The organism is Jeotgalicoccus huakuii, assembly GCF_036665975.1.
Taxonomy (GTDB): domain Bacteria; phylum Bacillota; class Bacilli; order Staphylococcales; family Salinicoccaceae; genus Jeotgalicoccus; species Jeotgalicoccus marinus.
Window position 1 is genome coordinate 15,898 of the sequence record NZ_JAVIYN010000023.1, and the last position, 18,773, is coordinate 34,670.

Annotated in this window: 22 protein-coding genes; 20 read left to right on the forward strand and 2 right to left on the reverse strand. The window is 35.1% G+C overall.

The window, feature by feature from the left end:
* From aroE to V6E76_RS10730, 9 genes are all read left to right on the forward strand, one after another.
* Nucleotides 1–798, forward strand: a complete 798-nt coding sequence (aroE, locus tag V6E76_RS10690) for a shikimate dehydrogenase (RefSeq protein ID WP_247352757.1) — start codon at nt 1–3, stop codon at nt 796–798.
* Nucleotides 798–1,091 (forward strand): ribosome assembly RNA-binding protein YhbY, encoded by a 294-nt coding sequence (yhbY, locus tag V6E76_RS10695; protein ID WP_026866452.1) that lies wholly within the window; start codon nt 798–800, stop codon nt 1,089–1,091. The genes aroE and yhbY overlap by 1 nt, the downstream gene beginning before the upstream one ends.
* A complete protein-coding gene (gene nadD, locus V6E76_RS10700; RefSeq protein WP_166626622.1) occupies nt 1,088–1,651 on the forward strand; it encodes a nicotinate (nicotinamide) nucleotide adenylyltransferase in 564 nt (187 codons plus the stop codon). The genes yhbY and nadD overlap by 4 nt, the downstream gene beginning before the upstream one ends.
* Nucleotides 1,641–2,210, forward strand: a complete 570-nt coding sequence (yqeK, locus tag V6E76_RS10705) for a bis(5'-nucleosyl)-tetraphosphatase (symmetrical) YqeK (protein ID WP_026866450.1) — start codon at nt 1,641–1,643, stop codon at nt 2,208–2,210. The genes nadD and yqeK overlap by 11 nt, the downstream gene beginning before the upstream one ends.
* Before the next feature lie 4 nt (nt 2,211–2,214).
* Entirely contained in the window at nt 2,215–2,556 is a 342-nt protein-coding gene (rsfS, locus tag V6E76_RS10710; RefSeq protein ID WP_026866449.1) for a ribosome silencing factor, read from the forward strand.
* A complete protein-coding gene (locus V6E76_RS10715; protein WP_247352759.1) occupies nt 2,549–3,268 on the forward strand; it encodes a class I SAM-dependent methyltransferase in 720 nt (239 codons plus the stop codon). The genes rsfS and V6E76_RS10715 overlap by 8 nt, the downstream gene beginning before the upstream one ends.
* 86 nt (nt 3,269–3,354) lie before the next feature.
* A complete protein-coding gene (locus V6E76_RS10720) occupies nt 3,355–3,990 on the forward strand; it encodes a ComEA family DNA-binding protein (RefSeq protein ID WP_247352760.1) in 636 nt (211 codons plus the stop codon).
* Between the two features lie 8 nt (nt 3,991–3,998).
* A complete protein-coding gene (locus tag V6E76_RS10725; RefSeq protein ID WP_247352762.1) occupies nt 3,999–4,457 on the forward strand; it encodes a ComE operon protein 2 in 459 nt (152 codons plus the stop codon).
* Complete coding sequence (locus tag V6E76_RS10730; RefSeq protein WP_247352764.1) at nt 4,457–6,712, forward strand: DNA internalization-related competence protein ComEC/Rec2; 2,256 nt, start codon at nt 4,457–4,459, stop codon at nt 6,710–6,712. The genes V6E76_RS10725 and V6E76_RS10730 overlap by 1 nt, the downstream gene beginning before the upstream one ends.
* Nucleotides 6,713–6,719: 7 nt before the next feature.
* On the opposite strand, the gene V6E76_RS10735 is transcribed toward V6E76_RS10730, so the two are convergent.
* On the reverse strand, nt 6,720–6,854 hold the full coding sequence (locus V6E76_RS10735; RefSeq protein WP_247352767.1) for a YqzM family protein: 135 nt from the start codon (nt 6,852–6,854) through the stop codon (nt 6,720–6,722).
* A gap of 89 nt (nt 6,855–6,943) precedes the next feature.
* Here V6E76_RS10735 and holA point away from each other — a divergent pair, with 89 nt between their 5' ends.
* Entirely contained in the window at nt 6,944–7,906 is a 963-nt protein-coding gene (gene holA, locus V6E76_RS10740; protein ID WP_026866444.1) for a DNA polymerase III subunit delta, read from the forward strand.
* Nucleotides 7,907–7,948: 42 nt separating this feature from the next.
* Here the strand turns inward: holA and rpsT are convergent, their stop codons facing one another.
* The gene (gene rpsT / locus V6E76_RS10745; protein WP_026866443.1) at nt 7,949–8,194 is read right to left on the reverse strand and encodes a 30S ribosomal protein S20; all 246 of its coding nucleotides are present in this window, start codon (nt 8,192–8,194) and stop codon (nt 7,949–7,951) included.
* Between the two features lie 162 nt (nt 8,195–8,356).
* On the opposite strand from rpsT, the gene lepA reads away from it, so the two are divergent.
* From lepA to rpsU, 10 genes are all read left to right on the forward strand, one after another.
* The gene (gene lepA / locus V6E76_RS10750) at nt 8,357–10,180 is read left to right on the forward strand and encodes a translation elongation factor 4 (protein WP_166626626.1); all 1,824 of its coding nucleotides are present in this window, start codon (nt 8,357–8,359) and stop codon (nt 10,178–10,180) included.
* Between the two features lie 58 nt (nt 10,181–10,238).
* Nucleotides 10,239–11,351 (forward strand): radical SAM family heme chaperone HemW, encoded by a 1,113-nt coding sequence (hemW, locus tag V6E76_RS10755; RefSeq protein WP_166626627.1) that lies wholly within the window; start codon nt 10,239–10,241, stop codon nt 11,349–11,351.
* A gap of 92 nt (nt 11,352–11,443) precedes the next feature.
* A complete protein-coding gene (hrcA, locus tag V6E76_RS10760; RefSeq protein ID WP_166626628.1) occupies nt 11,444–12,412 on the forward strand; it encodes a heat-inducible transcriptional repressor HrcA in 969 nt (322 codons plus the stop codon).
* Nucleotides 12,413–12,415: 3 nt separating this feature from the next.
* Nucleotides 12,416–13,012: a nucleotide exchange factor GrpE gene (gene grpE, locus V6E76_RS10765; protein ID WP_166626629.1), complete on the forward strand. Its 597-nt coding sequence runs from the start codon at nt 12,416–12,418 to the stop codon at nt 13,010–13,012.
* Between the two features lie 31 nt (nt 13,013–13,043).
* The gene (gene dnaK / locus V6E76_RS10770; protein WP_247352772.1) at nt 13,044–14,888 is read left to right on the forward strand and encodes a molecular chaperone DnaK; all 1,845 of its coding nucleotides are present in this window, start codon (nt 13,044–13,046) and stop codon (nt 14,886–14,888) included.
* Between the two features lie 85 nt (nt 14,889–14,973).
* Complete coding sequence (dnaJ, locus tag V6E76_RS10775) at nt 14,974–16,089, forward strand: molecular chaperone DnaJ (protein ID WP_247352773.1); 1,116 nt, start codon at nt 14,974–14,976, stop codon at nt 16,087–16,089.
* A gap of 3 nt (nt 16,090–16,092) precedes the next feature.
* Nucleotides 16,093–17,028 carry a 50S ribosomal protein L11 methyltransferase gene (prmA, locus tag V6E76_RS10780; protein WP_247352775.1) on the forward strand — a complete coding sequence of 312 codons (936 nt, stop codon included), beginning with the start codon at nt 16,093–16,095 and terminating at the stop codon, nt 17,026–17,028.
* A complete protein-coding gene (locus V6E76_RS10785; RefSeq protein WP_247352777.1) occupies nt 17,028–17,744 on the forward strand; it encodes an RsmE family RNA methyltransferase in 717 nt (238 codons plus the stop codon). The genes prmA and V6E76_RS10785 overlap by 1 nt, the downstream gene beginning before the upstream one ends.
* Nucleotides 17,745–17,796: 52 nt before the next feature.
* On the forward strand, nt 17,797–18,462 hold the full coding sequence (gene deoC / locus V6E76_RS10790) for a deoxyribose-phosphate aldolase (RefSeq protein WP_247352778.1): 666 nt from the start codon (nt 17,797–17,799) through the stop codon (nt 18,460–18,462).
* Between the two features lie 101 nt (nt 18,463–18,563).
* A complete protein-coding gene (gene rpsU, locus V6E76_RS10795; RefSeq protein ID WP_026866433.1) occupies nt 18,564–18,740 on the forward strand; it encodes a 30S ribosomal protein S21 in 177 nt (58 codons plus the stop codon).
* Nucleotides 18,741–18,773: the final 33 nt, after the last annotated feature.

Below are 18,773 nucleotides of genomic sequence, written 5' to 3' on the forward strand. Positions count from 1 at the left end.
ATGAACTATGCTGTAATCGGTTATCCTATAAAACATACCATGTCACCACTTATACACCAAACAAACTTTGACGCCTTAAAAAATGAGTCGACTTATACTGCGCATGAAGTCCTAGCAGAAGACATTAAAGATATAAAAAAATGGATCATGGACAGTGAATTATCGGGCATTAATGTGACGGTGCCACATAAGGAAACCATCATGGCTCACTTAGACTATATCGATCCTAAGGCGATAAAAATTGGTGCTGTGAACACTGTTCATTATAAAGACGGTGAATTACATGGGTATAATACCGATGTAACAGGATATATAGCTGCCTTTAATGCAGCATTTGGGGAAAAAAAAGAACGTCATATCTTAATTCTCGGTGCTGGCGGTGCAGCAAAAGCAGTCCACAGAGCACATATTGATCATGGTGATATTGTTACAATTGTTGCTAGAAGACTTGAAAGTTTTGCTACGTTTAAGTCTGATGATTTTACAGGTATTGTGACAAACGATTTTACAAACCGGCATTATGATGCTGTCATTAATGCTACACCTATAGGGTTAAATCATGAAGATGTATTTGAAACAATGGGCATTGATCCATCATTTATTGATGATGATACAGTGGGTATGGATTTAATTTATAATCCGAAAACAACACCATTCATGACATATTTTAAGCACAGTATTAATGGATTAGATATGCTAGTTAATCAAGCGATGGATGCCTATAAAATTTGGACAGGGCAAACTGGTGACACTAAATCAGTAAAAGACAAATTAGAAAAATATATGGAGGAATCATAATGACATTGACAGGAAAACAAAAGCGCTACTTAAGATCACTCGCTCATCATGAAAAACCACTATTTCAAATTGGGAAAAATGGTGTGACTGAGAATTTTATTGCACAAGTGGACGATGTCATGATCAAAAGAGAATTAATTAAAATTTCTGTACTACAAAATTGTTTAGAAGATAAAGATTCTATTGCAAAAGCGCTAGAATCAGCAACCGGTGCTGAAATTGTTCAAATTATGGGAAATACTATCGTATTATATAGAGAATCTGATGAACATAAAGAGATAGAATTACCATGAAAATAGGCATTTTCGGCGGAACTTTTGATCCTGTTCACAATGGACATATCAATGCCTTTGTGGAAGCATATATTGGTCTGAATTTAGACCAGATCATTATCGTTCCGACTTATGTTTCACCTTTAAAAAATTCGGCAAATTCAAGTGATTCTGAGCGTTTAGAAATGCTTAGGCTTGCCGTTGAACCTTTCGAATTTGTTTCTATTGATACAAGTGAATTAGAACGTGCAGAAGTCACTTATACTTTTGATACTTTAAGCACTTTAAAGTCAAAATATCTTAATGATGACTTGTATTTCATTATTGGTACAGATCATTATTTAAATTTTGACAAATGGGCGCATTCAGAAGCACTCCATAATTTAGCTCAATTTGTGGTCATTAATCGTGATGATTCAAACCTTGAAATTAAATCACCATTCAAATATTTAAAAACAAATATTGTTGAAGTATCATCTACAACAATCAGAGAGCGACTTAAGACGAATACAGAAATACAACACCTTGTTAATCCAAACGTATTTAAGTTTATAAAGGAGCAGCGTATTTATGAAACGTAAGGAAGCTTTAAAAGTTTCAGAAGAAAAATTACCAAAAAAACGTTTTAAACATTGCCAAAGGGTAGCTGAAACTGCAGAAAAAATGGCAAAGATTTTTAACGCAGATAAAGATAAAGTATATCTTGCAGGTGTATTACATGATTATTCCAAGTATGATGACCTTGGCAAGATGTATCAAACTGTTCAATCTGAAGGCTTAGATCCTGAATTATTAGAGTACAAATCAGAAGTATTACATGGTCCGATTGCAGCAGTTAAAGTTAAGAATAAATTTGGTCTAGATGACCCAGATGTACTTTTAGCAATTACCCACCATACCTCTGGGGCAAAGCAGATGGGTATCATTGAAAAAATTATATTTGTTGCGGATTATATTGAGCCCGAAAGAAGTCAGCCAGGTGTAGATTTCATCAGGGATATAATTTATAAAGAAGAAAATATTGACCGAGCTGTATATCAGATTACTAAAGCAAATATGCAGCATTTACTAGAAAAAGATCAAACCATTTATTATAAAACATTAGAGTGCTTGAATTATTACAATATGGCTAAGGAGTGAAAGTATGGATAGCAATAAGCTATTAGATTTAATGGTTGAGGCCGTGGATGATAAACGTGCCCTCGACATAAAAGTTTACGATGTAAAAGATCATAGTCCTGTGACAGATTATTTTGTAATATGTCACGGTAATTCAGAACGACAAACGCAAGCAATTTCTGATGAAATCAGAGATGTCGCTTTTAAGAATAACCTTGATGTAAAAATTGAAGGCCATAAAGAAGGGCAGTGGATTCTCTGTGATGTAGGAGACGTGATTGTTCACGTATTTATAAAAACTCAAAGAGAATACTACAATTTAGAACGTTTATTCAAGGATGCTGGTGATGACCTTGGACGTGCCTAAATACGAAAATTTTTCTAAAGTTTACGACTTATTTAATGATGAGATGCCATATAACTTATGGCTCGATGTCATTAAATACTACGGTGAAAATGTAAACTCAATTTTAGACATAGGCTCAGGTACGGGGACTGTTTTAAATGCATTAAAAGTACCAAGGAAAGTTGGTATCGATAATTCATTAACAATGGTGGAAATTGCTAGAGAAAATGATCCAACATCCGAGTATTTTTGTGACGATATGACTCAATTCGACTTGAGTGAATCCTTTGATATGATCATAGCAACAGCAGATGTACTCAATTATGCAAAAGATGTAACAGCCTTTGGTAATGTACTTCAAAATGCATACAAACATTTGAACAAAGACGGCGTCTTTATCTTTGATGTTCATACAGAATATAAGATGAAAACAGATTTTAACTATGAACTGTATTCTGATTCTAACGATGATGTATTCTATACTTGGCAGACGATACCGGGTGAAGCGGAACTCAGTGTCTGGCATGAATTGACATTTTTCATCAAAGTTCAAAATGATCTCTATGAAAAATTTGAAGAAACACATTATCAACAAACTTATAAGCATAGTGACATATTACAGTTAGCTAATGAGGCCGGCTTTACAATCCATCACTCTTTTAGTGATTTTGATATTGATAATCCATTAACAGAAGTAGCTGAAAGGAATTTCTATATTCTAAAACGACTCTAGGTAAATTAAATAACTTGTCCGATAAAAAGTAAATCCATCTTTTTTTAATATATATAGTATGAGAGCTATTTTAAGGAGGAGATGGATTGGAACTCAAAACCTTTTTCGAACAGTATAAATTTTACCTTGCTGGTGGGGGATTATTCATTGGTTTGGTCATTGTTCTTTTTATCTTTATGAAAGAAGACACTGTCGCTATTGAGGATATCTCTATGAACGTCAGTGAAGATATTGAGGGCAGTGAAGTAGATGCTAAAGAAGCTGACCTAGAAAACATAGAGACGACGGTGTACGTTGAAGTGAAGGGTGCAGTTAACTCACCAGGTGTCTATGAACTTCCAGTTGATGCTAGGGTAAAGAATGCCCTAGATATCGCAAATGTTTCTGAAAATGCAGATCTACTCACCGTTAATCAGTCTAAAAAGCTAACTGATGAAATGGTCATTTATATCCCATTCAAGGGTGAAATTAATCATGAGGAAATCAAACATGCCATGACTGTACCAAGCGCGGAAGAGACGAGTGAGGCAAAAGTTAACATCAATACAGCAAGTTTGGATGAATTGATGACCTTAAACGGTATAGGTCAGAAAAAAGCACAAACGATTATAGAATACCGTGAAGAGACGGGGGTCTTTATGAAATTGGAAGATATAAAGAACATTCCAGGTATTGGTGATAAGACGTTTCTAACTTTAGAACCACATATTACAATAGAATGAGGTGCTTTATGAGAATAAATTGGCATGAATATTTTATGGCCCAAGCAATGTTATTATCCCTTCGTTCAACTTGTCAGAGATTAAGTGTAGGTGCAACGATTGTCAAAGACAATCGCATTATAGCAGGCGGCTATAATGGTTCGGTTTCAGGTGAAGTTCACTGTATAGATGAAGGATGTTATGTAGAGGATGGTCATTGTATACGTACCATCCATGCTGAAATAAATGGACTGCTCCAATGCTCAAAATTTGGTGTCTCAACTGAAGGTGCATCAGTGTATGTGACACATTTCCCATGTGTGCATTGTACAAAATCATTAATTCAGGCAGGTATCAGTAACATTTATTATCTGGAAAATTATAAAAACCATCCTTATGCGATAGAGTTATTAGAAAAGAATAATATAAACTATGAACTGATAGAAACAGACACGGAAAAAGTAAAAGCTTATTTCGAAGCCTTGTAATGGTCTTACTATACATATTCTTAGCTGTTGTCATTGGTTATATCTTTTTAGAAAGCCCATTTTTGGGCTTCTTTTTTTATGCAATTTTAATGTGGAGTAGTCGAGTGAATAGATTCTCCTTAAAATTTTTAAGTTTCCTGTCAATAGTCATTATTGTTGTTATCTTGTTAATTAATCAGCTAGACGTGACGTTAGAAGAAAAGAGAATTGATTACTTGCACATCATAGACTACAAATATTATAAAGATAGTATTCACTACATAGTAGAAAATAACAATGAAACATATGAACTATATATTGAAGAAGGTCTAGATATAATACCACTTGGTTCTAAGTGTACAGGGAGTTTTAATACTAGTATTCCTGAAGAACAAAGAAATTTTGTAAAGAAGGATAGTCGAACATCTTTAATTTTAAATGAGTTAAGTGGACGAATTTATTTAGACAATTTATCTGGTGTAGAGTGTAAGGAAGCGGATCTCAACTTAAAAACAAAAATAAATCAAATTAGATTTATTTATTTGAGTAAGGTTTTGAATATTACTGAATACGACTATAAATTTGACATGCTCACATTGGCAGTTGGAAATAAGTCTTACATAACATCTGAATTTTTTGATGCTTTACAAAAGTTAGGTATATATCACCTTTATGTTATATCGGGGACGCATGTGGCTTTTTTAAGTGCTTTTATATATGGTGCATTGAAAATGATCAGAACACCAGTGCACTACATTAAAATTATATTGATTATCGTCTTACTATGCTTCTTCTTAATTAATTTTTTCAGTCCGAGTGTCCTAAGAGCTGTTTTTATGGGTGTATGCCTTTTGGTTTGCTCCTTCTTCGATAAAAAACCTTATATGACGATAATTTCATTAAGTGCCTTGGTTCAAGTACTTATAAATCCGTCAGTAATGTACCATGCAGGATTTCAGTTATCATATGTAACCACTTATTTTATTCTTTTAACTCGGCCACTGTTCATGCAGTTTTCAAGTATTGGTCAACTTGTCATTATTACAGTTATATGTGAATTATCCACGATTGTTATTGTACTGCTACATTTTAATGAAATAAGTTTAAGTGGCTTAATATTAAATATTATTTTTGTGCCGTTCTTTTCTTTTATTATTTTCCCTAGTGTACTCATCTTTAATTTTTTAAGCTTTATACATCTACCTGTATTTATGGACGAAATTTACAATTTTACTTTCAGCTGTATTAAGCGTTTGATTGGTTTTCTAAGCCATAGTTTTAAACATAGAATGCCAATTAAAAATTTACATCCTCTAAGTACGCTAGTCCTCTTTATCTTAAGTTATGGTTTGATTATTTTCACTTTAAAAAAATCGTATTTTAAAATATTTACTGCTACTGTAATGATGACGATTGTCTTATATACAAATCATCAAAATTTTACACAAAATTACACACTTACCATGGTAGACGTTGGACAAGGGGATGCCTTTATAATTGAGGATCATAGAGCAAATAAGACAATTTTAATTGATACTGGAGGGCAATTCTTACATAACAAACAAGTAATTCCCTTAAGTGAAAAAACAGTACTACCTTATTTAAAAGAACAAGGTATTGATCAACTTGATTTGATTGTAGTCAGTCATTTAGATATTGATCACAGCGGTGAATTGTTAAATATTTTATCTAAGATAGATTCAACAAATATCCTTATGAATACTAATGATGAGAAGTTTGAGGAGTGGTCGAGTAGTATCCCTAAAGAATACCTAAGTAAAATAATAGATAGTCGAAATATAGAGGATTTTATGGTGGGTACGATATACATTCAACATCTGTATAGTATGGATGTGCTTGATGATTCAAATAACCAATCCGTCGTGTTGAAAGTGACCTTAGATCAGTTTAAAGTACTGTTTACTGGTGACATAGGAATTGAACGTGAAGCAGATTTGGTTGGTAAATATAATTTAGAAAGTGACATATTAAAAGTCGGACATCACGGTAGTGATACTTCGTCATCTTTAGATTTTATAGAGGCAGTAGAGCCAGATATCGCACTCATTTCAGCTGGTGTTAATAATCGTTATGGTCATCCGCATAATAGCGTGATAGATAATTTAGAAGGCATAAGAACTTATTTAACAGCTGATAGCGGTATGGTGAAGTTCAGCATTAAAGATGGTACAATATGTACTCATGAAAAATTAACTCAACGACAGTCTTGCTTACAAAAAGACATAAAAAAAGAGCCAGTTAATGGCTCTAAATAAACTTAGCTTAACCCGCTATAATAGCGAAAATTTGAGGAATGATGTAGATTACAGCAAAACCAATAAATCCTACGATAAAAGCGAGGCCTGAATCAATGACATCATTATTTTTAGATTGTACATTTTTTTCGAATTTATTCATGTAATTACCCCCTAAACACTTACCTATAGTATAGGATAAATTAAAGAAAAAAGCTATAATATATTTATAAATTTAAAGGAGCCTTATAAATGGAATTGCTACAATTAATGTACGGCACCAATATCATACGGATTGAAGATGAGGTTAAAAAAATCGCTAAAAGTTATGCAGGTGACTTAGATGACTTCAATTTCACTCGTTTGAATCTAAAAGAAACATCTATTGAAACGGTTGTAGAAGAGGCTCAAACCTTACCATTTTTGACAGATAGAAAAGTGTTGGTCATTGAGGATGCGCTTATATTTACTGCAAACAAGAATACAGGTTCTGTCAATCATAATATCGACTTGTTACTTGATTATTTAACAAAAAAGAATGATGATACAATGATTCTTTTTACTGTGTACACAGAGAAGCTTGATAACCGAAAAAAACTAACGAAAGTCTTAAAGGAAAAAGGTAAGGTCACTGAAATTAATGAAATGACTGAACGTGAGCTTTCTTTATATGTTGAAAGTGTCCTTAACCAAGAAAACATTGAGATACATAGTGAGGCATTGGAACTGCTTTTAGAAAGAACGAGCTATAAATATGAAAATGTTCATAATGAACTTTCAAAACTGTTGCTTTATACAGATGGTGACATTACTTTAGAGGATGTTAAAGAAGTTGTTAGTATTTCCCTTGAACAAAATGTATTTTTACTGACAGAATTTATCTTGAAAAATGAAAAGGAAAAAGCAGTACAACTTGGACGCGAACTCATACTTCAAAAAGAAGAGCCGATGAAATTGTTACATCTAATCATAGGACAGTTCCGTTTGTTTTACCAAGTGAAGATTTTAAATCAACAGGGTTATCAAGAGGACAATATCGCCAAAGCATTAAAAGTGCATCCCTACAGGGTGAAGTTGGCGCTTAGACACGTTAGAAAATTCCCTTTAGAAAATCTCTTATCTAAGATGATGCTATGCCGAGATATTGACTATAAATTTAAGTCATCGTATTTAGATCGGAATACTTTATTTGAATTATTTATATTAGAAATTTAGGTAAAATAAAAAAACCTTCTTAATGATAAGAAGGTTTTGTGCTTATTTAGCCATTAATTGAGATTTTACACGGTTAGCTTTGTTTGCATGAATGTGATTGTTTTTCACAGCTTTATCAATAAGTTTTACAGCTTGTGATACTAAAGCGTCTGTGTTTTCAGCATTTTCAGCTTTAGCTGTTTCAGCACGTTTTACAGCAGTACGCATTGCATTTTTTTGTGCAATGTTTGCTTCTTGTGCTGATTGGTTCGTTTTCACACGTTTGATAGCTGATTTAATATTAGGCATAATGTCACCTCCGACATAAAGTTGTACAACTTTTATTGCAACACAAGATATTTTACCAAATATACGATGCTTATGCAATAATCAATCCGAAATGAATTGAAGTTAATGTGCAGCATTGATATAATTATAGCATTGCAAACACGAGGAAAGTTGGATTTTTATATGGATAAACAGGAACGGTTAAAAAGACAAAAGAATATAAGGAACTTTTCAATCATCGCTCACATTGACCATGGTAAATCATCACTTGCTGATAGATTATTAGAAAATACTAAAAGTGTTGATGCGAGAGATATGAAATCACAACTTCTTGATTCTATGGATCTTGAAAGAGAACGCGGTATTACCATTAAACTTAACGCAGTACGTTTAAAGTATACAGCTAAAGACGGAGAAGAGTATACCTTTCATTTAATCGATACGCCGGGTCACGTCGATTTTACATATGAGGTTTCTCGTTCATTGGCAGCATGTGAAGGGGCAATCTTAGTTGTCGATGCAGCTCAAGGAATTGAGGCACAGACATTAGCTAACGTATACTTGGCTTTAGACAACGATTTAGAACTCATTCCTGTTGTCAATAAAGTCGATCTACCTGCAGCTGAACCTGATAGAGTTGCAGAAGAGATCGAAGATGTAATCGGCTTACCTCAAGAAGACTCTATCTATGCCTCAGCAAAGGCAAATATAGGTATCGAGGAAATATTAGAGCGTATTGTAGATGCTGTGCCTGCACCGGACGGTGATATCGATGCACCGCTTAAGGCGCTTATCTTTGATTCTTCCTTTGATGCCTATAGAGGTGTAATTTCTTCCATTCGAATTATGGAAGGTTCGGTCAAAGCAGGGGATAAGATCCGTATGATGGCGAGTGGTAAGGAATTTGAAGTGACAGAAGTCGGCATTAATACACCAAAGCAATTACCTGTTGATGATCTATCTGCAGGTGATGTGGGCTATATCATCGCGTCGATTAAAAAAGTTGGGGATTCTTTAGTAGGTGATACAATTACGAATGCAGATAACCCTGCAACTGAACCCCTACAAGGATATAAGAAGATGAATCCGATGGTATATTGTGGTATGTATCCGATTGATTCCAATAAGTACAATGACCTAAGAGAAGCATTGGAGAAACTTGAATTGAATGACTCATCATTACAATATGAGCCGGAAACATCTCAGGCGCTAGGTTTTGGTTTTCGTACTGGTTTCTTAGGCTTACTTCATATGGAGATTGTTCAAGAACGAATTGAGAGAGAATTTGGTATTGAATTGATTGCTACAGCGCCTTCTGTTATTTACAGTGTCGAAATGACTGACTGTGAAGTTATCAATGTCGACAACCCTGCACAAATGCCAGATCCACAAAAAGTGACCAAGATTGAAGAACCCTATGTCAAGGCACAAATTATGGTGCCGAACGATTTCGTAGGATCAGTCATGGAGTTATGTCAAAAGAAACGTGGAAACTTTTTAACGATGGATTACTTAGATGATGTGCGTGTAAATATAATCTACGAAATTCCTTTATCGGAAATTGTATTCGACTTCTTTGATCAATTAAAATCGAATACTAAAGGTTATGCTTCATTAGATTACGATTTAATTGGATATAAAGAGTCTAAATTGGTTAAGATGGATATCTTATTAAATTCTCAAAAAGTCGATGCACTTAGCTTTATTGTCCATAAAGATTTTGCTTATGATAGAGGTAAGGCAATCGTAGAGAAATTAAAAAATATCATTCCAAGACAGCAATTTGAGGTACCAATTCAGGCTGCAATTGGACAAAAGATTGTCTCTAGAACTAACATTAAATCTATGGGTAAAAATGTCCTATCTAAATGTTATGGTGGGGATATTACCCGTAAGAAGAAATTGTTAGAGAAACAAAAAGAAGGTAAGAAGAAAATGAAAGCCGTGGGTAATGTTGAAATCCCACAAGAAGCTTTCTTAGCCGTCTTAAAAATGGATGACGAATAAATTAATCAGAACAAAGGAGAAATCGACGGATTTCTCCTTTAGTTTTAGGAGGACGCATATGGATAGCATGTATATCCACATTCCTTTTTGTAATCGCATATGTACTTATTGTGATTTTAATAAGGTACTAATTAAAAATCAGCCTGTTGATGAATATATAGATGCATTAATTTTAGAGTTGAAAACTTATGGCAAGTTAACTTTAAAAACAATCTATGTTGGTGGCGGTACACCGACCGCTCTAAATGAAACTCAGTTAGATAGACTACTCAGCTTTGTTACTGAACAGTTTACTGTGACAGAGGAATTTACATTTGAAGCTAATCCAGATGAGCTGACGAGTACTAAGTTAGATATATTAAAAAATTACGGTGTCAACAGAGTTAGTCTCGGTGTGCAGACCTTTAATAATGAATTATTGAAAGTACTTGGACGTACACATAGCTTTGACGATATCTTTCAAAGTATAAATCACCTAGAGAAAATTGGACTATCTAATTATTCTTTAGATTTAATGTACAATCTACCTGGGGAGACATTTGAAGATATCGATATGAGTTTAAAGTATGTAAAAGAACTGAAACCTAAACATATTTCATGGTATTCATTGATCATTGAACCACATACAGTGTTCTATAACAAAATTAGGCAAGGTAAGATGTCCATTGCAGGAAGTTTAGAAGAGGGCGAAAAATATAATAAGGTGATAAATGATTTAGCTGCACTCGGTTATCCACAATATGAGATCTCTAATTTTGCAACTTTAGAGCATGAGTCGACCCATAATAAGACTTACTGGTTAAATGAACCATATATTGGCGCAGGAGCTGGTAGCCACGGCTACACTGGTGAGTATAGATATTACAACATTAAGCCTGTCCCACACTATATAAAAAGCATGAATGAAACAGGTTCTGTAGTTAAAGAAAAATTAGATCTTTCTTTAAATGATAAGTATGAAGAAGAAATGTTCTTAGGCCTTCGGTTAAATAAAGGTGTTAGCGAAAAAAGATTTATTGAAAAGTACGGTTTGACTATAGAGGATGTTTACGGGCCAACAATAGATAAGTTGAAGTCCAAACAGTTGATTATTCAAAGTCGTGGATTTGTAAGTTTAACTGAGTCAGGACGTATGATTGGTAATGATGTATTCGCTGAATTCTTGCTCTAAAAAAGAAGAAACGTTTACCCTTGACATACTTTGACCTATTTGATAAATTATTATTAGCACTTAAGAGAGAAGAGTGCTAATGAGGTGATTACTTGCTAACGAACAGGCAGCAAATCATTTTGAAATTTATCGTAGATGATTTCTTGGATGTAATGACACCTATTAGTTCAAAGTATTTATTAGACAAATACAAATTTGATGTATCGAGTGCAACAATAAGAAATGAAATGGCAGCACTTGAAAGAGCAGGATTTTTACTAAAGGCTCACACGTCTTCGGGACGAATGCCATCGAGAAAAGCTTTGAAATTCTACATCGAAGAACAAAAAGCTATGATTAAGGCATCACCGCCACAGACAATAGAAATTGTCAGTTCGGTGGATGATATTGAGGCTTTTACACAGACGCTTGCAACATCTATAAGTAAAGAAACAGGCTATTTAACTCAAGTATCAGCAAGTTCTGATGATGAAAAGGTAAAAGGTATGTACATCACACCTCTAACCGACAGTGCGGGTATTGCGATTATCGTCTTGAATACAGGGAGTGTAAAACAGCTTCCAGTAAGGACGGGAAAACATGTTTCAGTTGACGATTTATCAAAACTGAGTAATCTATTTTCTAGTTTACTTAAAGATAAGCGTTTAGATGATTCATTGTTTATTTTAAATGAGCATACAGTTGTACCGCATGAAATCCGAAATTTATATGATCAGTTGACTGCACAAATCGCTGCTGCTGTAGAACAGCCAAAGCGTACAGTCGGCTATGCAGGTTTTAACTATCTCTTGAGTGATATGAAAGATGAAGTAGAGACCTTAGAACATATTTACGAGGATATTGAGTCAGAATCATTGCAACAAACTGTAGAAAAGTTATCATCTAATGATGTAAGTATTTATTTTGGTGATGAGTTGGATGATAGTTACAAGGCTGTTTCAGTCATTACAACTAATTTTGAGCATCAAGGACTGAGTGGTAATTTGATGGTGATTGGCCCGGAATTAATGGGGTACAAGCACGTCATTAACTTACTTCACTCATTTAAAAAAGGAGTGTAGACTTTGACAGAAGAGAAGAAGGATGTCACTTCAGAAGAACTTGACACGGAGACAGTTGATTCTGCTAAGGAAGAATCGGTAGAGGTTTCCACTGAAACTGATGATAATACAACAGAAGCTGTCTCGAATGAATCTGAAGAAGAAAAACAAGAAAATGTAATTGCTGAACTTAAAAATGAAGTTGAAGCAACTGAAAACAAGTATTTAAAACTTTATGCGGAATTTGAAAACTACAAACGCCGTACTAGGCAAGAAGCTGAGATTAACAACAAATATAAAGATCAAAAATTTGCTGAAAATCTCTTGCCGGTCATTGATAACCTAGAACGTGCACTCAGCATCGAAGGCGATACTGAGAGTTTTGAAGCTTTAAATAAGGGTGTTGAAATGGTCTATAATAACTTATTAGACACATTAAAAAACCATGATATTAAAGCAATTGAAGCACTAGATCAGCCATTTGATCCTAATTTCCATCAAGCAGTGATGACAGAAGCTGTGGAAGGTAAGGATGCTGGTTTAGTCGTAGAAGAATTCCAAAAAGGATATATTTTAAAAGACCGTGTCATTCGACCTACAATGGTCAAAGTTAGCGAGTAATAATATTTAATATAATGGAGGCTATATAATTATGAGTAAAGTAATTGGAATAGACTTAGGAACAACAAACTCAGTAGTATCAGTATTAGAAGGTGGAGAACCAAAAGTAATTCAAAACGCTGAAGGTAACCGTACAACGCCTTCTGTTGTATCATTTAAAAATGGTGAAAGACAAGTTGGTGAAGTCGCTAAACGTCAGGCGATTACAAACCCTAACACAATCTTGTCAATTAAAAGACACATGGGTACTGAGCATGTAGAGAAAATTGAAGACAAAGAATATACACCTCAAGAGATTTCAGCAATGATCTTACAAAACTTAAAAGAAACAGCTGAAAGTTACCTTGGTGAAAAAGTAAGTAAAGCGGTTGTTACAGTACCTGCTTACTTCAACGACTCAGAACGCCAAGCGACTAAAGATGCTGGTAGAATTGCTGGTTTAGAAGTAGAACGTATCATTAACGAACCAACAGCAGCAGCACTTGCATATGGTTTAGATAAGACTGAAAAAGAAGAAAACATTCTCGTATTTGACCTTGGTGGTGGTACATTCGACGTTTCAATTCTTGAACTTGGTGACGGTGTATTTGATGTACTAGCTACAGCAGGAGATAACAGATTAGGTGGGGACGACTTTGATGACATCATCATTGACTACCTAGTAGATTCATTTAAACAAGAAAATGGTATTGACTTATCTAAAGATAAGATGGCAATGCAACGTCTTAAAGATGCTGCAGAAAAAGCGAAAAAAGACTTATCAGGTGTATCTTCAACTCAAGTATCATTACCATTTATTTCTGCTGGAGAAGCAGGTCCTTTACACTTAGAAACAACATTAACACGTGCGAAATTCGATGAGTTAACTCACAAACTTGTTGAAAAAACAATGGGCCCTGTACGTCAAGCACTTAAAGATGCAGGCGTTTCTAAATCAGAAATTGATGAAATTATCTTAGTTGGTGGTTCAACACGTATTCCAGCAGTTCAAGATGCAATCACTAAGGAATTAGGTAAAGAACCTAACCGCAGTGTAAACCCTGACGAAGTTGTCGCTATGGGTGCTGCAGTACAAGGTGGGGTACTAACAGGTGATGTACAAGATGTTGTACTACTTGATGTCACACCACTATCATTAGGTATCGAAACTATGGGTAACGTATCTACAGTACTCATTGAAAGAAATACAACAATCCCAACAAGTAAATCACAAGTATTCTCAACGGCAGCGGATAACCAACCAGCAGTTGATATTCACGTCGTGCAAGGTGAAAGACCAATGGCGAGCGATAACAAGACACTAGGTCGCTTCCAATTGACAGATATTCCACCAGCTCCAAAAGGTCAACCTCAAATCGAAGTTACATTCGATATCGATAAAAATGGTATAGTGAATGTTACAGCGACAGACAAAGGTACTGGTAAGGAACAAAAAATCACTATCGAATCAAGCTCTAACTTAACAGATGACGATATCGATAGAATGGTTAAAGAAGCTGAAGAAAATGCAGATGCTGATAAAGCTAAGAAAGAAGAAGCAGACCTTAGAAACGAAGCAGACCAAATGATTTTCTCTGCTGACAAGAGCATTGAAGATCTTGGTGAACAAGTTGAAGAATCAGAAAAAGAACAAATTAACACTGCTAAAGACGACTTGAAAACTGCTCTAGAAGGTTCAGATTTAGACGCAATCAAAGAGAAAAAAGAAGCGTTAGAACAAGCTTTACACGCAATCACAACAAAACTTTATGAACAAATGGCACAAGAGCAACAAGCAAATGCAGAAGGTGCTGAAGGTTCAGGAGAACAAAATTCAGACGATGATGTTATCGATGCTGCCTACAAAGAAGTAGACGACGAAGACGATAAGAAATAATATAGTTGACCAAAAAAAGTCAAAGCCAATGTGTTTGGCTTTGACTTTTTAAATGGTATTATATTGACTGTTGGAGGGAAAAATTGTGGCTAAAAGAGACTATTATGAAATATTAGGCTTAGATAAAAATGCAAGTCAGGATGAAATTAAAAAAGCATATCGTAAGCTATCAAAGAAATATCACCCGGATATGAAAGAAGGCTCTGAAGAAAAGTTTAAAGAGGTTTCAGAAGCTTATGAAGTACTGTCTGATGATAATAAACGCGCGCAGTATGACCGCTTTGGTCATGAAGGTATGAATTCACAAGGCGGCTTTGGCGGCGGCGGATTCAGTGGTGGCTTCGGTGGCTTCGAAGACATCTTTTCTTCATTCTTTGGTGGTGGTGCACGCCGTGATCCTAATGCACCACGTAAGGGTGACGACCTGCAGTACACAATGACGATCACTTTTGAAGAAGCAGTCTTTGGTGCAACGAAGACTGTTACAATCAAAAAAGATGTAACATGTGATGTGTGTCATGGTGATGGTACAAAACCTGGTACTTCTAAATCGACATGTAAAACATGTTCAGGATCAGGTCATGTGTCTGTAGAACAAAACACACCATTCGGCCGTGTTCAAACACAAAGAGAATGTCCAACTTGTGCAGGTACAGGTCAAGAAATCGAACATCCATGTGACAACTGTAACGGTCATGGTACAGTAAGTAAGAATGTTGATATTGAAGTGAAAATTCCTGAGGGTATTGATAACGGACAACAAATCCGCCTTTCTGGTGAAGGTGAACCAGGTATTAATGGTGGACCACAAGGTGACTTATATATTGTCTTTAGAGTTAAACAAGATAAGAAATTCACGCGTGATGGCGATGACATTCATTACGAACTAAAAATTTCATTTGCTCAAGCAGCCTTAGGTGACGAGTTGAAAGTTCCGACAATCAATTCATCTGTGATGTTAACGATTCCTGCAGGTACACAATCAGGTAGACGCTTTAGATTAAAAGAAAAAGGTGTTAAAAATGTTCAAGGGTTTGGTTATGGCGACCAATTCGTAACAGTAACTGTGGTGACACCTACAAAACTCTCTGAAGAAGAAAGAGATATTTTTAAAGAGTTAGCAAAAGTAAATGGTGAAGATATCAACGAGCAACAAGAAAACATTTTCGATAAAACAAAACGATTTTTCAAAGGTGAGTAAATGATGAAATGGCATGAGATCACAATTGGTACCAAAAAAGAAAATGAAGAGACACTTACTATGTTTTTAAATACAATAGCCAAGGGTGTTTCTATTGAATATGCTCTAGATATACTACGTGAAGGTGTAACTGATTTTGACGATAAATTCCGTCTAGATCCAAACGATTATCCAGAAAGTGATATAACTATTACAGTATATTTTGATGAGACCATAGATATTAATGGTAAATTAGAAGAAATAAATTCCTTCATAGCCACTGGCTCATTAGTCGACAAGGAAAATATCACAATCAATCATACAATCATCAATGAAGCTGACTGGGAAAATGAATGGAAGAAACACTTTCATAACTTTAAAGTAGGTAAAAACTTCTTTATCATACCATCATGGGAATTTGATGACGTGAATATCCAGAGTGAGGATAAGGTCATTAAAATCGATCCTGGTATGGCCTTTGGTACTGGTGACCATGCAACAACTAGCCTGTGTCTAACTTTGATGGAAGATGTAGTGAAAAAAGGCGATGATGTCATTGACGTTGGTACAGGTTCTGGGATTTTATCCATCGGGGCACATCTTTTAGGTGCTAAGAATATTAAAGCAACTGACATTGATGATTTGTCTTTACAAGTGTCAAAGGAGAACTTTGAGCTTAATCAATGCAGTGATGCAATCAAAGTCGAAAGTGCAGACTTATTGACTACTGAAAATGGTAAATACGATGTTGTGGTTGCAAATATCTTAGCGCATATCATCGATGTGATGATAGAAGATGCTTATAATACCTTAAAAGAGACCGGCAGCTTTATTGCTTCTGGTATTATTACAGAAAAGAGAGATAGTATTGTTCAGCATATGGAGCGAGTTGGCTTTAATATTGAAGATGTCTTAGAACAAGATGGCTGGGTGGCAATACTTGCGAAAAAGGTGAAATAATGCAACGTTATTTTATTGAAATAGAAGTTTCTGTAGGTGGAGTTTATGAGATGGATTCCTCACATCACCATCACATTAGAAATGTCATGCGTTCCAATGTAGATGATACGTTCACTGTTGTAGATTGTACAAACACCGCTTATTTAGTTCAGTTGACATCAATCGAACCGCTTGAATATAAAGTGTTGGAACAATTGACAAGTGATGTGGAATTACCTGTTCAAATCACTGTGTTTAGTCCACTTTTAAAAGGTGATAAGATGGATACTGTCTTACAAAAATCTACTGAGCTAGGTGCCTCTGATTTTGTCTTATACAAGGCAGATAGAAGTGTCGTTAAGCTAGACCAAAAGAAGGAAAAGAGTCGCTTAGAACGGTTTGAAAAAATTGTTAGAGAGGCTGCAGAGCAGAGTAAAAGAACGGTTATTCCTCAAGTATCTTTTGATAATCGTTTAAAAACAATTGATTTTTCTTCTTATGATTTGGTACTTTTCGCTTATGAGGATTACAATATTTCTGGGATGCCAATCACTTCTGTCTTAGAGCATTCAAATGCCAAAACTATTGCATTCATCTTTGGTCCTGAGGGTGGTTTTACATCTAAAGAGGTCGAAATATTTAAGAATGATTCAAACGTCAGCTTAGGCCATAGAATATTGAGAGCTGAAACAGCACCGTTGTATGCATTATCTGTAATTGGTAGCTATTTCGAATAAAGAAAATGTGCTATTATTATTATGCTCGAAATTAATTATTAGGAGTGTCCTTATGAACATTGCAAAGTATATTGATCACACTTTACTAAGTCCATCTGCGACTAAGGAAGAAATCTTAAACTTATCTAAGGAAGCTGATGAGTATGGTTTCTTTAGTGTATGCATTCAACCTTCATGGGTGAGTACAGCAAGTGAAGCATTAAAAGACAGTGAAGTAAAAGTTTGTACTGTCATCGGTTTCCCGCATGGTGCCACAAGCTCAGAAACAAAAGCTTTTGAGACGCGTAATGCGATTGAAAATGGTGCAGACGAAGTCGACATGGTCATCAACATCGGTCAACTTAAAGATGGTAATGAAGAATATGTTAGAGCAGATATTAAAAGTGTAGTTGATGCTGCGAACAATGATGCTTTAGTTAAAGTTATTATTGAATCTGCCTTACTTACTGAAGATGAAATCGTGACTGCATCTAAATTAAGTAAAGAAGCAGGGGCGGACTTCGTTAAGACTTCTACAGGATTTAATGGCAGTGGCGCAAGCGTTGAAGCAGTTACATTGATGCGCTTAACTGTCGGTGAAGAGATGGGTGTTAAAGCAAGTGGCGGCGTACGCTCACTTGAAGATGCCGAGAAAATGATTGAAGTTGGTGCAACTAGAATCGGTGCATCTAGTGGTATAGCGATTGTTAATGGTGCAGTTTCAGATAATGATTATTAATTAAATATTGACTGAAACAATCACAATATATTATAATACTAAAGTACATAGTATCTACTATGTGAATTAGCCTTTTGCATTATCGGAGGGAGGGAAAACACATGTCAAAAACTGTTGTTAAACAGAACGAACCACTAGAAGATGCTTTACGACGTTTTAAGCGTACAGTTTCTAAAAGCGGTACTCTACAAGAAGCACGTAAAAGAGAGCATTACGAAAAACCTAGTGTAAGACGTAAGAAAAAATCTGAAGCTGCGCGTAAGCGTAAGTTCAAGTAATATCACTCTTCCCTCTGATAAGTGATATATAAA